General features: G+C 59.6%; 11 protein-coding genes, 1 tRNA gene and 1 pseudogene. 8 read left to right on the top strand and 5 right to left on the bottom strand.

The features are described from left to right. Genes Q4481_RS16025 through Q4481_RS16015 form a run of 3 tightly spaced genes read left to right on the top strand, consistent with a single transcriptional unit; the run spans nt 1 to nt 3,403 of the window. Complete coding sequence (locus Q4481_RS16025) at nt 1–933, top strand: ABC transporter permease (RefSeq protein WP_304377412.1); 933 nt, start codon at nt 1–3, stop codon at nt 931–933. Further along, nucleotides 930–1,736, top strand: a complete 807-nt coding sequence (locus tag Q4481_RS16020; protein ID WP_304377411.1) for an ABC transporter permease — start codon at nt 930–932, stop codon at nt 1,734–1,736. The genes Q4481_RS16025 and Q4481_RS16020 overlap by 4 nt, the downstream gene beginning before the upstream one ends. Before the next feature lie 32 nt (nt 1,737–1,768). Continuing rightward, a complete protein-coding gene (locus tag Q4481_RS16015) occupies nt 1,769–3,403 on the top strand; it encodes an amidohydrolase (protein ID WP_304377410.1) in 1,635 nt (544 codons plus the stop codon). Here Q4481_RS16015 and Q4481_RS16010 read toward each other — a convergent pair. From Q4481_RS16010 to Q4481_RS16000, 3 genes are all read right to left on the bottom strand, one after another. Continuing rightward, the gene (locus tag Q4481_RS16010) at nt 3,393–4,382 is read right to left on the bottom strand and encodes an Hsp33 family molecular chaperone (protein WP_304377409.1); all 990 of its coding nucleotides are present in this window, start codon (nt 4,380–4,382) and stop codon (nt 3,393–3,395) included. The two genes, Q4481_RS16015 and Q4481_RS16010, sit on opposite strands and share 11 nt — an antisense overlap. Nucleotides 4,383–4,462: 80 nt before the next feature. Continuing rightward, entirely contained in the window at nt 4,463–5,386 is a 924-nt protein-coding gene (argF, locus tag Q4481_RS16005) for an ornithine carbamoyltransferase (RefSeq protein WP_304377408.1), read from the bottom strand. Nucleotides 5,387–5,441: 55 nt separating this feature from the next. After that, entirely contained in the window at nt 5,442–6,629 is a 1,188-nt protein-coding gene (locus tag Q4481_RS16000; RefSeq protein ID WP_304377407.1) for an aspartate aminotransferase family protein, read from the bottom strand. 409 nt (nt 6,630–7,038) lie between these two features. On the opposite strand from Q4481_RS16000, the gene Q4481_RS15995 reads away from it, so the two are divergent. Next, entirely contained in the window at nt 7,039–7,575 is a 537-nt protein-coding gene (locus Q4481_RS15995; RefSeq protein WP_304377406.1) for a GcrA family cell cycle regulator, read from the top strand. A gap of 59 nt (nt 7,576–7,634) precedes the next feature. On the opposite strand, the gene ppk2 is transcribed toward Q4481_RS15995, so the two are convergent. Then, on the bottom strand, nt 7,635–8,516 hold the full coding sequence (gene ppk2, locus Q4481_RS15990; RefSeq protein WP_304377405.1) for a polyphosphate kinase 2: 882 nt from the start codon (nt 8,514–8,516) through the stop codon (nt 7,635–7,637). A 137-nt stretch (nt 8,517–8,653) separates the two neighbouring features. On the opposite strand from ppk2, the gene phoR reads away from it, so the two are divergent. Then, nucleotides 8,654–9,874 (top strand): phosphate regulon sensor histidine kinase PhoR, encoded by a 1,221-nt coding sequence (gene phoR, locus Q4481_RS15985; RefSeq protein WP_304377404.1) that lies wholly within the window; start codon nt 8,654–8,656, stop codon nt 9,872–9,874. Between the two features lie 6 nt (nt 9,875–9,880). Here the strand turns inward: phoR and Q4481_RS15980 are convergent, their stop codons facing one another. After that, the gene (locus tag Q4481_RS15980; protein WP_304377403.1) at nt 9,881–11,080 is read right to left on the bottom strand and encodes a hypothetical protein; all 1,200 of its coding nucleotides are present in this window, start codon (nt 11,078–11,080) and stop codon (nt 9,881–9,883) included. A 293-nt stretch (nt 11,081–11,373) separates the two neighbouring features. Between Q4481_RS15980 and Q4481_RS15975 the strand changes: the two genes are divergently transcribed. The 3 genes and pseudogenes from Q4481_RS15975 to Q4481_RS15965 all read left to right on the top strand — a co-directional run bounded on the left by Q4481_RS15975 (nt 11,374) and on the right by Q4481_RS15965 (nt 14,383). Next, the gene (locus Q4481_RS15975) at nt 11,374–12,336 is read left to right on the top strand and encodes an NAD(P)H-dependent flavin oxidoreductase (RefSeq protein WP_304377402.1); all 963 of its coding nucleotides are present in this window, start codon (nt 11,374–11,376) and stop codon (nt 12,334–12,336) included. A gap of 122 nt (nt 12,337–12,458) precedes the next feature. After that, nucleotides 12,459–12,534 (top strand) — tRNA-Thr (locus Q4481_RS15970). A gap of 764 nt (nt 12,535–13,298) precedes the next feature. Next, nucleotides 13,299–14,383: pseudogene (locus Q4481_RS15965) on the top strand (IS3 family transposase). Nucleotides 14,384–14,690 lie beyond the last annotated feature (307 nt).

The raw sequence follows: 14,690 nt of genomic DNA, 5'->3' as shown, positions 1-14,690 counted from the left end.
ATGAAGCTCTCATGGTCGCCCCGCAACTCCGAACTGGCCCGCAATCCGCTCGGCGCCAGCGTGGCCATTCTGGTAACGCTGGTACTTCTGGCGCCGCTGATGGCGATGGTGGGTTTGAGTTTCATGCGGCAGGACGGATTTGCGCTCGATACGTCCTTCACGCTTGCGAACTACAGATCACTGATCGAACCTTCTGATACGGCTACAGTGTGGATGGGGATTCCCTTCTATCTGAAGAACCCGGTCCCTCTGATCCTGCTGATCAAATCCATATTCATGTCGCTGATCGCCACGCTGGGCGTCATTCTTGCTGCCTATCCAATGGCCTATTTCCTGGCCTTCCGGGTCAAGCGTTACAAGGTCATGTGGCTCATCCTCATCACCATTCCGTTCTGGACCAGCTACCTCTTGCGTGTCTTTGCCTGGAAGATCGTGCTCGGTTTCAACGGCGCCATCAATTCGGGCCTGAAAAGCATCGGCTTGATCGATCAGCCGCTCGAATTCCTGCTCTACAATCCGGTTGCGGTCATGCTGACACTCACCCATGCCTGGGTGGCGTTCGCCATTCTGCCGATCTACGTCTCGCTCGAAAAGATCGACCGTTCCCTGCTCGAAGCCGCCACCGATCTCGGCGATAGCCGCTGGAGACGCTTTCGCCGCGTCACCCTGCCATTGTCGATGCCGGGCGTTGTTTCCGCCGCGCTCCTCGTCTTCATCCCGACCGTGGGTGATTATGTGACGCCGACACTGGTCGGCGGACCGGGTGGCATCATGATCGGCAATGCCATCCAGACCCTGTTCTTCAAGCAGAACGATACGCCAATGGGTGCAACGATCGCCATCGTGATGATGCTGGTCGTCGCCGCTGTCGTCCTGCTCTTCCTATGGGCGATCGGCTACCGCAAGATGATGCAGCGGGGATTGAGGACATGAAACGGAGATTTCGCTTCCTCACACTTTATGCGGTTCTGTTCCTCGGGTTTCTTTATGGGCCAACGCTGCTGTTGCCGCTCTTTTCCTTCAATGACAACACGTTCGCGATCTTCCCGCTCAAGGGTCTGACCCTTCGCCATTATAGCGCCATGGTCGAAAACCATTCGATGACCGATGCGCTTGTGAACAGTCTTGCGGTCGGCTTTTCCTCAGCACTCCTCGCCACCGCGCTCGGTTTGCCGTTGGCCATTGCCCTGACGCGGAAGCTGCTGCCTGCCTCTGGTCTGCTTCTCGGCACAGTCATGCTGCCGCTCGTGGTTCCAAGCATCGTCTTCGCGATCGCATTCCTGATCGTTCTGGTTCGCGTGTTCGGCATGGACCTGTCGCTCGGCGCCGTTGCCGCCGCGCATGTCTTTCTCTGCCTGCCATTCTCGGTGATGGTGCTGATGTCGAGCCTCGAAGGGCTCGATCGCAGTCTGGAGGAGGCCTCGCGCGATCTCGGCGAGACGGCGTTCGGCACCTTCAGGCGAGTGACTTTGCCGCTGATCTTTCCGGCAGTCATCTCGAGCTGGCTGCTCTGTTTCATCACGTCGTTCGATGAGTTCGTCATCGCCTTCTTTCTGTCCGGCACCAGCCCCACCCTGCCGGTCTTCCTCTATGGTCAGCTGCGTTTTCCGGCCAAGTTGCCATCCATGCTCGCGCTTGGGTCGGTCATCCTGCTCGTCTCATCCGTTCTTGTCGTCGGCTCGGAAGTCATCCGCCGGCGCTGGGCGGCACGCATGAGCAGTCCCGAAACGCTCTGACCCGTCGCCCATTTCACATAAGGAGATTATCTATGTCAGTTGCGGACCTTATCCTGATCAATGGCAATATCGTCACCATGGACCCGTTGACGCCTGCAGTTGCGGCGCTCGCGGTTGCGGGTGGCCGTATTGTCGCGCTTGGCAGCACCGAGGAGATGAAAGCGCTTGCCGGACCGCAGACGCGTGTGGTCGATGCCGGCGGACGGCTGGTTTTGCCTGGCTTTCAGGACACGCATATTCACCTGCAGGATTCCGGCTGCGATTACGGCACCAATGCCAATCTCGATGCCGCCGGTTCGATCGACGAGCTCAAGGAAACGCTCTCCAGTTTTGCCGCAACCCATGACGGCCCTTGGGTGCGCGGCGTCGGCTGGTACACTGGTATCTTCACCGAACATAATCTCGACCGCCATGTTCTGGATGCCGCCATTCCCGACCGACCCTGCTTCATTCTCGCCTCCGACGGGCACAATGCCTGCCTCAATTCCAAGGGCTGCGAGGCGATCGGTCTGGTCAAGGGCACCGAGGATCCGTTCAATGGCCATTTCGTGGTTGATGCCGACGGCGTGCCGACCGGAATGCTGTTCGAGGAAGCTGTAAACTGGGCGACCAACCGCATGCCGGAGGTAACCGATGAAGAATATGCCGCCGGCGTTCGCTACGGCCAGGCGCTCTGCAATCGCCATGGCATCACCGGCGTTCTTGACGCCCTCGTGATGGAGCGTCATGCGCGGGTCTACAGGAAGCTCGCCGAAGATGGCGAACTGACCGTCCGTGTCTGTGCCACTGCCAAAGTCTTCCCGGAAGAGGCGACCGCGGACGCGCTGGCTCGTGTTGAGGAACTTCGTCGCAGCAACGATCTCGAGATGTTCCGGATCCACTCGGCCAAGTTCTTCCTCGATGGCGTGATGGAAAACCGCACCGGCGTGATGATCGAGCCCTATAGCGATGCGATCGGTGGTAACGCGCCGCTAATGTTCGGCCATGAGCAGGTCAAGGAACTCTTCACCGCCTTCGATGCGGCACGGTTCCAGATCCATGTCCATGTCATCGGGGATGGCGCCGTCCGAGCCGCCCTCGACGGGCTGGAAGCGGCGCGCGACAAGAATGGCGCCTGGCCGAGCCTGCACCAGCTGGCCCATATCCAGTTCATTGATCCGGCCGATATCCCCCGTTTCCGCACGCTGGGAGCCGTCGCCAATGTTCAGGCGCTCTGGGCAAGAAACGAACCTTCAGTGACCGACGTGGCCGTTCCGATGGGTGGCCCTGAACGTTCGCGCTGGATGTACGCCTTCCGCTCGCTCATCGATGCGGGCGCGCAATATACGCTTTCGAGCGACTGGGGTGTCTCGACCCTCAATCCGTTCAAGATCATGGAAACGGCAATCACCCGCCAGCCGCCGGCAAAGAACGGCGCGGTGGAACCGTTCCTGCCGCAAGAGCGTCTGACGCGTAAGGAAAGCGTGATGGGTTACACTGTCAATGCTGCGGCAAGCGCCTGGCGGGCGGAAAGCACCGGTTCGCTTGCGCCGGGCAAATATGCCGACATCATCGTGCTCGACCGCGACATCTTCACCTGCGATGTCTATGACATCGGGGATACCGAAGTGCAGCTGACATTGCTCGGCGGACGCGAAGTCCACCGGGCAACGGGCTTTACTGGCTAACTCCGAATTCCTCGGGCTTGAACAGGTAAGCCGAAGAGCAGAATTCGCACGCGACGCGGATCTCGCCATTCTCGATCGTGGAGGTAATCTCCTCGGCCGTGAAGCCGGCGAGCACCGAACGGATCTTTTCTTCCGAGCAGCTGCACCGGTCATGCACCGGCTGCGCGTCATAGACGCGGACACCGCGTTCGTGGAATAGGCGATAGAGCAACCGCTCGACACCAAGGTCGGGATCGGTCAGCTCTTCGGCGCCCACGGTCGCTGCCAGCATCTGGGCTTCCGCCCAGGTATCGTCTTCCTCGTGCGCCTGGCTTCCGGTATCGCCATCGCCGCCATGCAAGTCGGGCTGGCGCATCCGTTCCGGTGCCTCCGGCAGGAACTGCACCACCATGCCGCCGGCACGCCAGCGGTGACGCGGCTTGCCTTCGGCATCACGATCGAACAATTCCGCCGACGCCAGCTTCACCCGGGTCGGGATCTGTTCCGACTGGCGGAAATAGACCGCTGCAGCCTCTTCGAGCGTCTCTCCATCCAGAGCCACGATGCCCTGGTAGCGACGCATGTCCGGCCCCTGGTCGATCGTAAAGGCGAGAACGCCCTTGCCGAGCAGTTCGTGCGGCTGGATGCGGCCTTCGGCTACCGCCTGATCGAGAGCCTCCTGGTCGAAGCGCGCATAGCCGCGCACGCCATCGGGCGCCGTGAAATCGGCGACGAGAAAGTTCACCGGACCGTCCGACTGGGTCTGGACAATCAGCTTGCCTTCGAATTTCAGCGACGTGCCGAGAAGAACGGTGAGCGCAATTGCTTCCGACAGAAGCCGGGCAACCGGGGCAGGGTAGTTGTGCCGGGCCAGAATGGCATCAACAAGCGGTCCGAGGGTCACGGCGCGGCCACGAACGTCCAACCCTTCCACCTGGAAGGGCACGACGCGGTCATCGCCAGCAAGCCCGGTCTGGGCAATTTGATCTTGATAGGTCATGGGGAGATCCTGAAAATGACAAAGCCGGCCAGATGACCGGCTTGCCCGTTGAGCCTCAGGTAATCGGTTTTACGCGGATTTCAAGCGCCGATGGCGCCGAGGCACCAGGCGAGAACCGATTTCTGGGCATGCAGACGGTTTTCAGCCTCATCGAAGACAACCGACTGCGGCCCGTCGATCACCTCGTCGGTCACCTCTTCGCCGCGATGGGCCGGCAGGCAATGCATGAAGAGGGCATCATCCTTGGCCTTCTTCATCAGATCCTTGTTGACCTGGAACGGCATGAAGACATTGTGCCCGCGCGCCTTGTGCTCCTGGTTCATCGACACCCAGGTATCGGTGATCACGCAGTCGGCTCCATCGACCGCGCGGTCGGCATCGTGGCAGAGCATCACCGAGCCGCCATTGTTGCGGGCCCAGTTGAGATATTTGTCATCCGGCTCAGAGCCGAGCGGAACCGCCATGTTCATCCGGTAGCCGAAGCGCGCCGAGCCCTCCACCAGCGAATGAAGGACGTTGTTGCCATCGCCCGTCCAGGCCAGCGTCTTGCCGGCGATCGAACCGCGATGTTCCTCATAGGTCAGGATGTCGGCCATGATCTGGCAGGGATGGGTCGCATCCGTGAGCCCGTTGATCACCGGAACGGTGGCATGTTCGGCAAGTTCCAGCAGGCGGTTGTGATCGGTGGTTCGGATCATGATCGCATCGACATAGCGCGACAGGACTTTTGCCGTGTCGCCGATCGTTTCGGCGCGGCCAAGCTGCATTTCGGTACCGGACAGGAACAGCGTTTCGCCGCCGAGCTGGCGCATGCCGACGTCGAACGACACGCGGGTCCGCGTCGAAGGCTTTTCGAAGATCATCGCCAGCATCTTGCCGGCCAGCGGCTTGTCGGCAGTGCCGGCCTTCTGGGCAGCCTTTCGGGTTTTGGCATCCTCGAGGATGGTCCTGAGTGCCTCCGCGCTGACCGCAGAAAGATCGAGAAAATGTTTGCCGGACGTCATGACGCCATACCCCTGTCTCTTGTCCCTCGTTCCGGTGTCACCGGATCGATATTCCTTACCCTCTGGCAGCTTTCAGCTGCTCGGCGGCCTGTTCCAGTTTCTGGAGGCCGAGCCGTGCTTCTTCCGCCGTTGTCGTCAGGGGCGGAAGAAGGCGCACGACATTGTCGCCCGCCATCACGCTCAGCATGCGCTCGGCGCGCAAGGCCTGGATGAAGTCCGCTGCCGGTACCTTCATCTTGATGCCTATCATCAGCCCTTCGCCACGGATATCCTCGATGACATCCGGATAGCGGTCCTTGAGCGATGCCAGACCCTGCCGCAGCACGAGCGCGATATCGTTGACATGCTGCAGGAACCCTTCCGAAAGAACGACGTCCAGCACCGCATTGCCACAGGCCATGGCGAGAGGATTGCCGCCATAGGTCGATCCATGCGTGCCGGCCACCATGCCGGAAGCAGCCTCCTCGGTAGCCAGGCAGGCACCCAGCGGAAAGCCGCCGCCGATGCCCTTGGCGATCGCCATGATATCCGGGGTAATGCCGGCCCGTTCATGAGCAAAGAGTTTGCCCGTGCGGCCAATGCCGCACTGAACCTCATCGAGGAGCAGAAGCAGACCCTTTTCGTCGCAAAGGGTACGTACGGCCCGCAGGAATTCGGTCGAGAAGGAGCGAAGGCCGCCTTCGCCCTGAACCGGTTCGAGAAGAATGCCGGCGGTCTGGTCGGTGATGGCAGCCTTCAGCGCATCCATGTCCTCGAAGGGGATCTGGTCGAAGCCGGGCGCCTTGGGTCCGAAACCGTCGATATATTTCTGCTGGCCACCGGCGGCGATCGTGGCGATCGTACGGCCATGGAAGGCGCCTTCGAACGTGATGATATGGTACTTGTCCGGATGCCCCTTGGCATAGTGATAGCGCCGAGCCGTCTTGATGGCACATTCCAGCGCTTCTGCACCGGAGTTGGTAAAGAACACCCGATCGGCGAATGTATTGTCGATCAGGCGTTTCGCCAGCTTCTCCTGGCCTGGCGCCTGATAGAGGTTGGACATGTGCCAGAGCTTGTCGGCCTGCGCCTTGAGCGCTTCCACCAGATGCGGATGCCCATGGCCAAGCGAGTTTACCGCCACGCCGGCCGCGAAATCGAGATAGCGCTCGCCATCTTCGGTGATCAGCCACACCCCGTCCCCTCGCTCGAAGCGCAGGGGAGCGCGAGCGTAGGTTTCGTAAAGGGGGCTGGCTTCCGCCATGGGACTTCTCCTTGTCGTCTCTGTCACCGGTCTCGGGTCGCGGATCGTGACAGTTATGCGAATGCATGAAATCAAAAAGCCGCCTTTGCAGGCGGCAGCGGCACTATTGTCATTTAGGCCGCTTTCGTCAACAAAAACCCGCATTTTGCCTGCACTTTGTCGCATAGCAGGGCATAGAAGCCACCCGTTCCTGATGGGTCGAATTGGTGGTTGACAGATCAATCTTGGGGATAACTCGGAATTCGATTCTCGCAGATTCCCTCGTCCCTTGTCAGGGAGTCTCCGGCTCTCTAGGTTAAGAATGAATTGCTAGACTGCATGCGGCGGAACTAGTCACCAACAGTATCAGCGTCGAAAACTTCGGCCCTTTCCGGAGTGTGGTGATGGATTCCGTCAGAAGGAACCAACGATGGATAATACCCAGAACTGGACTGAAGACCGGGTGGAACGACTGAAGAAGTTGTGGTCCGAGGGCTTGAGCGCCAGCCAGATCGCGGCACAATTGGGCGGCGTCAGCCGCAACGCGGTCATTGGCAAGGTTCACCGGTTGAGCCTGCCGGGTCGCGCAAAAGCAGGTGGCACCACCTCTGCCCGTCCGCAGAAGCGCGCAAGCGTTTCCCAGCCGAGCCGGCCCGCTACCTTCACCCCGCGCACTGTCACGCGGACCGTAACCCGTTCGGCTGGTGCGACCATGCTGAAGGAAGAGGTCGAGGTCGAAGTTCACGAGCATCTCGAGATGGTCGTCGACAACAATGTCGTGGTGCCAATCTTCAAGCGCGTGCCGTTGATCCGCCTTACCGAGCGGACCTGCAAGTGGCCGTTGGGCGATCCGCTCAAGGACGATTTCGCATTCTGCGGCAATGACTCCCCGGATTCATCGCCCTACTGCACCTACCATCAGAAGCTGGCCTACCAGCCTTCTGCAGAACGTCGCCGTCTTCGCTGACCGGCGCAAATCGATCGACTGCAAAAGGGCCGGTTTTCCGGCCCTTTGCTTTTGCAATCCTATTTTACAAAATCGGGGCCAAAACCCAGGATCTTGTCATCGATCTTGCCGATGACCTTCTCGTCCTTGCCGGTATAATCCAGTGATGTCAGGATGTGCCGAATGACGTTGATGCGGGCGCGCCGCTTGTCATTGGCGCGAACGACGGTCCAGGGCGCATGCTCGCTGTGGGTTTCCTTCAGCATGCGGTCGCGCTTTTCCGTATAGTCACCCCACTTGTCGAGCGCGGCAATATCCATCGGTGAGAGTTTCCACATCGTCAGCTTGCTGTGGCGGCGGTCGTGGAAGCGCTTGAGCTGCATTTCCCGACCGATATTGAGATAGAATTTGAAGAAGTGAAAACCTTCATCCACGATCATGCGTTCGAAGCGCGGGGTGTTTTTGAGAAATTTCTCATATTGTTCCGGGGTGCAGAAGCCCATGACGGGTTCAACGCCGGCCCGGTTGTACCAGGAGCGGTCAAACAGCACGAATTCACCCTTGGTCGGGAAATTGGCGATGTAGCGCTGATAATACCATTGGCCGGCTTCGGTCTCCGTCGGCTTGGAGAGCGCAACGACGCGGGCACTGCGCGGATTCATGTAGGCGTGGATGGAGAAGATCGTGCCGCCCTTGCCGGCCGCATCGCGCCCTTCAAAGAGGCTGATCACGCGGGCCCCGGTTTCCTGTTGCCAGATCTGCACCTTCACCAGTTCCTCCTGCAGATGCTCGAGCGTTTCCTCATACTCGTCTTCGTCGAGCTTCTTGTCGTAAGGGTAGCCGCCGGATTCCAGCGCATGGTCATCGATCCAGTCCGGCAGCTTGGGGTCGTCGATGTCGAACAGCCGCTCCTTGCCGTCGATCTTGAGCGTCACTGCGCGCGATTGCTGCTGTTGGGCCATGCGATCCTCCTTCATGCCGGGTCAGGTCTGTTGAAATGGACATATCCTTCTTGTGAATTCAAGCGCAGCATGAAAGACCTGTAATATTCATGTCATAGGTTGAAGGTGTGACACGCACACCGAGACGGATATTGCTGATGTATGCCAGGCTTGCCGAATGGTTCCAAAGAAACGTGCCGACGCTCCTGGCATGGCTGGCCGTGGTTCTGATCGCACTGGCCTTCGATCTCGACGCGATTTTCATCGCTGTCATCAGCCTGCCGATCCTGTTGCTTCTCCTGGCGCCGCAGCGGCGGCAACCGGCGCCTGTCTCTGTGGCACCCATCGTTGTTCCGGAAAACGACCCTCTGGCAGAGGTGAAAGCCGCTTTCGCCGGTTTCGACAGTCCGGCCTACCTGCTCGACCCGGAAGGCAATGTTCTCTACCAGAACAAGTCCGCCGTCGATGCGTTCGGCCGCTTCCAGATCGGTCAGCACCTTTCGTCCCTCATTCGCCTGCCGGCTGTGCTGGATATGGTCCGCGGGGTCCTGGCGACGGGATTGTCAGGCCAGACGGAATATTCCGGCGGTCTGAAAGCCGACAGTGTCTATCAGGTGCGGATGATCCACGCCTCCGACGAGACGGTCGGCGCCGATTTCTACGTCCTGATATTCCGCGATGTCTCCGAGGCACGGCGCATCGATCGCATGCGCACCGATTTCGTCGCCAATGCGAGCCATGAACTGCGGACGCCGCTCGCCTCCCTGCGCGGCTTCATCGAAACCCTGCAGGGTCCCGCCCGCAACGATCTCAAGGCGCAGGACAAGTTTCTGCCGATCATGCTCGAGCAGGTGACACGAATGAGCCGCCTGGTCGATGACCTGATGTCACTGTCCAGGCTGGAGCTCAAGGCGCGTGTCGCCCCCGACGAGGAGGTGGCGCTTGCTCCGCTTTTGGGTTCGGTCTGTGATGCGCTACAGCCTTTGGCCCGCGAACTGGGCGTCACGATCGAGCGACAGCTTGGCGAAACGACATCCTCCGTTCGCGGGGATCGTGATGAACTGACGCAGGTGTTCGAAAATCTGATCGAGAATGCCTGCAAATATGGGCAGGAGGGCGAGCGTGTGATCGTGTCGCTTGGCACCTCGGCCTCGGGCGATCCGGAAGTTTCCGTCACCGATTTCGGACCGGGGATCGAGCCGCAGCATGTGCCGCGCCTCACGGAACGGTTCTACCGCGCCAATATCGAAAGCAGCCGGTCGAAAAAGGGGACCGGGTTGGGTCTGGCGATCGTCAAGCATATTCTGACCCGCCACAAGGCCCGGCTCGCCATCCGTTCAGAAGTCGGCAAGGGTTCGACATTCACCGTCTATTTCTGAAAGCCGTTAGGTGCCGGGCAGAAACCGGATGCCATAGAGCTTGATCGCGCCGCCTTCGCCGTTGAGATCGGTGTTGATGACGATCTTGCCACCCTTTTCAGGCGCCAGCGTCCGGTCGAATGTCACCCGCAGCAGGTTGTCGGTGCGGTCCGTCGTGACTGTGAAACGGTGGCGTCCGCAGCCGCCGAGTTCGGCAAATTCACATTGCACATAGATCTGGGCCGGCTTGTCGCCGAGCGCGCTGACGGTCAGGGCAAGCGTAGAAGATCGACCGACCATATCCTGCAGGATCGAGGCCGGCACGTCGATCAGCACGTCCCCGTCCTGGTCCGGCGCCCCGGATGCGATCGTCACCGCATCGCCATCGCCATCTTTCGTCGTGCCGATTTCGGCATTCGCCCGCGCGACGACCGAATCCGCATCTTTCGGATTGAAGACCTCGATCCACTCGCCCGAGAAACCGCGCATCGGATCGAGTGCGGATTTCTTTTCCGCCGGATCGAAGCTTTCGCTCTGCAACTCCTTCGGCACCAGGTCGAATTCGCCGGAGCCCTTGAGGGCCGCATCCAGCATGCCGGTCGCCCAGACCCACCAGAACGCGCCGCCGATGGCGCCGAACAGCACCACATAGACGAACATGGCTACGAAAAAGGAGCTGGCGCGGCGTCCGGCCGAGCGCACCTTTTGCGGCGTCCTCGCCGCTTCGGGCGTGCCCGGCGCGCTCCAGGCAGGGCTCTCATCTTCGTGTAACATCGATTTGGGAGTATCATCCCGACGCATGCTGAGGTTCGACAACGAGCCGTCGTCGCCGCTCACGTGGCCCACCGGCCTGGCGGACGGTTCAGCAGACCTGTCGACTTGCGGCTCCGGAGCCTCTTCGCGAACAGATTCCGGTTGGGACAGCGGCTCATCCGGCGACCCCAATTGCATTCCTGGATCCAGATCATCGGGCTCGCGGTCAACGATCACCTTTTCCAGCCGCGCGATCGAGCGCAGCCGTTCGAGTTCTTCATCCTCGATCAGGCGAATGGTGGCTTCGAGGCGCTGTCGCTGCCGTGCGACCTGCTCGAGATCCTCGATCTCCTGTTTGCGAAGGCCGGCGTCGAGCGCATTGCGTGCCGACTGGTAGATACGCGAACGGATCTCTGGGTTGGAACGCTCTGCACGCTCCAGCGCATTCCTGATCGCCTGTTCCAATCCACTCAAGCCGGTTCGCCCTTCACTGCCCGCCCATTTCGGCGTCCTGTCTATCCGGTAACCATTCGTTGGTCGCATGGCAAGCATGCCGGAAAGCTGGCCAGCAACTCTCCCCGATAATCTGCCTGTCGGTCCAGTCAGGCTTTTTCATGACGTAAAAAATTCAAGGTTGAACAATTTGCCGGAAAATGTCTTGATGCCGCAACCGGCGCATCATTCCATCGTGCGTCATGCCATGCGACGGCTATCAAGGTTTCGTCGATGGCGCCTTATATATACGAAACCGTCGAAATGGATCGAACATGACTTTGCCCGCCATTCTCAAGGACCGTCTTCGCCTGCCGGTCGTCGCTTCGCCGCTGTTCATCATCTCTCATCCGGAACTGGTGATCGCCCAGTGCAAGGCGGGCGTCGTCGGCTCGTTTCCTGCGTTGAATGCCCGCCCCGAGAGCCAGCTGGATGACTGGCTGGCCGAAATCACCGAAACGCTTGCCGCCTATGATGCCGCCAACCCGGACAAGCCGTCGGCACCGTTCGCGGTCAACCAGATCGTGCATACGTCCAACAAGCGGCTCGAACACGATCTCACCATGTGCGTCAAATACAAGGTGCCGATCGTCATCTCCTCGCTTGGTGCTGTCCCGGAAGTCAACCAGGCCATCCATTCCTATGGCGGCATCGTGCTGCATGACGTGATCAACAACCGTCATGCCAATTCCGCCATCCGCAAGGGTGCCGACGGGCTGATCGCGGTGGCAACCGGCGCCGGCGGCCATGCCGGTCGTCTGTCGCCCTTCGCCCTGATCCAGGAAATCCGCGAATGGTTCGAGGGACCATTGCTTCTGTCGGGTGCGATTGCCAACGGGGGAGCCATCCTCGCCGCCCAGGCCATGGGCGCCGATCTCGCCTATATCGGCTCGCCCTTCATCGCAACGCCTGAGGCGCGTGCCGTCGAGGCCTACAAGGAGATGATCGTTTCCAGCAACGCTGACGACATCGTCTATTCAAACTATTTCACCGGAATCCATGGCAACTATCTCAAGGGGTCGATCGCCGCGTCGGGCCTTGATCCGGCTCATCTGCCGGAGGCAGATCCCTCCAAGATGGATTTCGAGAAGGCTTCGTCCGGTCCCAAGGCCTGGAAGGAAATCTGGGGCGCCGGCCAGGGTATCGGCGCCGTCAAGAAGGTCGCGCCGGTCTCCGAACTGGTCGATCGCCTCGAGCGTGAATACAACCAGGCGCGTGCCAAGATCTGCGGCGCCTGAGCCCATCCGGGCCGGGAGAAAAGTGCATCTCCCGGCCTGAAAATCCTGATCGACGGTCTTGCAATCTTTCGTCTTTGGCGTTACAGCCCCTGCCACGCGCCGCCAAAGCGGTTTGCGTCAGTGCCGCTTTAGCTCAGTCGGTAGAGCACATCATTCGTAATGATGGGGTCACGTGTTCGAGTCACGTAAGCGGCACCATTCACTCTTTACAAACTCCCCTTATTCCTGCCTGCTGAAATCCGCACGGCTATTGCGCGACTTAGGTCGGTTGGCAAGCGGTGGAATGAGGTTTGCGAGGCCTCTATGTTGAGAAGCTCCGGTCCAATTAGTCAGTGGTCTGCGAGACGCCCGATATCGTTTCCTTGGTTCTTTTACCCCTGCTTTGAGAGACAAGTTCGAGATCGTGTCTCTGGGTTAAGCCGTCTCAAGTTCGCATATCTAAATCATTGATAATACAATTCTTATCAGTCATCGTACGTCGCAGACAGATGGGAAGATTTCTTGCGTTCAAGATGGCTATAAGCGCACACGCGATGCAGATTCCCATCCTTGGATTCGCTCGCTTTGCCCGCCGCCTTGGACGTTGTTACCGTATGGCAATCTGTTCCGTGCCGGCACGTTATGGCTAAGCCTCTGGTCTGATCGCTCGGCCTTCAAATCGGCTGCCGCCAGCGGTGGTCCAGGCCGAGCCAGAACGCTGTTTCCCGCGACGCGAAGTCTGACGCACCGATCCGGATCAGTTTCCGCTGCGTTTGGTGAAGATCTGGCCGATCTTTGCATCGCTGACACCGACACGGAGGGCGGCGGCGGCATCATTGCCAATCTCAGAGACGCCGTCCCATTCGCGTTCGGACCGTGCAACCCGACGAAGCGGGCGCCGTTTGCATAGGTGGGTAATCCCTCCGCAAACTAACGGGGTTTAAAAGTAGAGTTTTCTCACAATGATTTTGGAGAAGATTTCTATGAAGACATCACGATTTAGCGACGCGCAGATCATGGCGATCCTGAAGCAGGCCGAAGACGGCGTTCCGGTGGCGCAGTTGTGCAGGGAGCACGGCATGAGCGACGCAAGCCTTTACAAATGGCGGCGCGGCTGGGCGGCATGGATGCGTCCATGGTGGCGCAGATGAACAGTATGGAGGACGAGAACCGGCAGCTGAAGAAGATGTATGCGGAACTGAGCGTGCAGAACGATCTCCTGAAGGAGGCGCTCGGAAAAAAGCGCTGAGGCCATCCCAGAGGAAGGTGATGGCCATGCAAGCGGTTCAAGATCATGACTTCAGCGTAGGGCTGGCCTGCCGGACGTTCTCGGTCAGCGAGACGTGCTATCTCTATGGGCGCAAGCTCGGCAGCGAGAATGAAGACATATTGGACTGGTTGCTGCGCCTGACCACGGCGCACAAGGCATGGGGTTTTGGGCTGTGCTTCCTTTATCTGCGCAATAACAAGGGCTTCACCTGGAACCACAAACGGGTTTACCGCATCTATCGCGAACTGGAGTTGAATCTCAGGATCAAGCCCAGGATACGTCTGGTGCGGGAGCGTCCCGAACCGCTTGCTGTGCCCGTGCAACCCAACCGGACCTGGTCGATGGACTTCATGGCCGACCAACTGGCCGATGGCCGCTCGTTCCGGACCCTCAACGTCATCGACGATTTCGACCGCGAAAGGCTTGGGATCGAGGTCGATTTCTCGCTGCCAGCCGAGCGGGTCGTTCGGTCGCTGAACCGGATCATCGAATGGCGGGGCAAGCCGGAGACCATTCGGGTGGACAATGGGCCGGAATATATCAGCGGCACGCTGTGGACGTGGGCCGAGAAGCGCAACATCACAATCAACCATATCCACTGGCAAGCCCCAGCAAAGCGCCTACATCGAGCGCTATAACAGGACAGTCCGCCACGAATGGTTGGGGTGCTTTATCTTCGAGACAATCCAAGAGGTGCAGGATCACGCCACTCGCTGGCTCTGGACATACAACAACGACCGACCCAATATGGCCATCGGCGGCATAACGCCGAGGCAGAAACTGAAAATGGCAGCTTGAATTCTACTGATCGACCCCGTTAAAAACGGGGAGATTACCTTTGACGAACAGCTTCACATAGATTGGTGGGATCAGCCGTACGTCGTGCCCGTGACCTTGCGCGAACCGGCTCCAGAAGTGGCTGGTGACACAGGCTTCCATCGCCACGATGCCACGGCGGCGACTGCTCACTAAGTAACTGCTGCAATCAAGCCCGAGACAGTACCCGGTTGAATAGCACCGTACCGCCGCGATCCGTTCCACAGACCTGGAAGCTCCGCTTCGCGAGGTCGATCGCAAGAATATGGACCGCTGTCATCTGCCTCTC

Origin of the sequence: Fluviirhizobium alvei (assembly GCF_030551875.1) — a bacterium.
In the GTDB taxonomy this organism is placed as follows: Bacteria; Pseudomonadota; Alphaproteobacteria; order Rhizobiales; family Rhizobiaceae; genus Rhizobium_E; species Rhizobium_E alvei.
The sequence above is the reverse complement of the archived record's forward strand: the minus strand, read 5'-3'. Positions and strand labels throughout refer to the sequence as shown.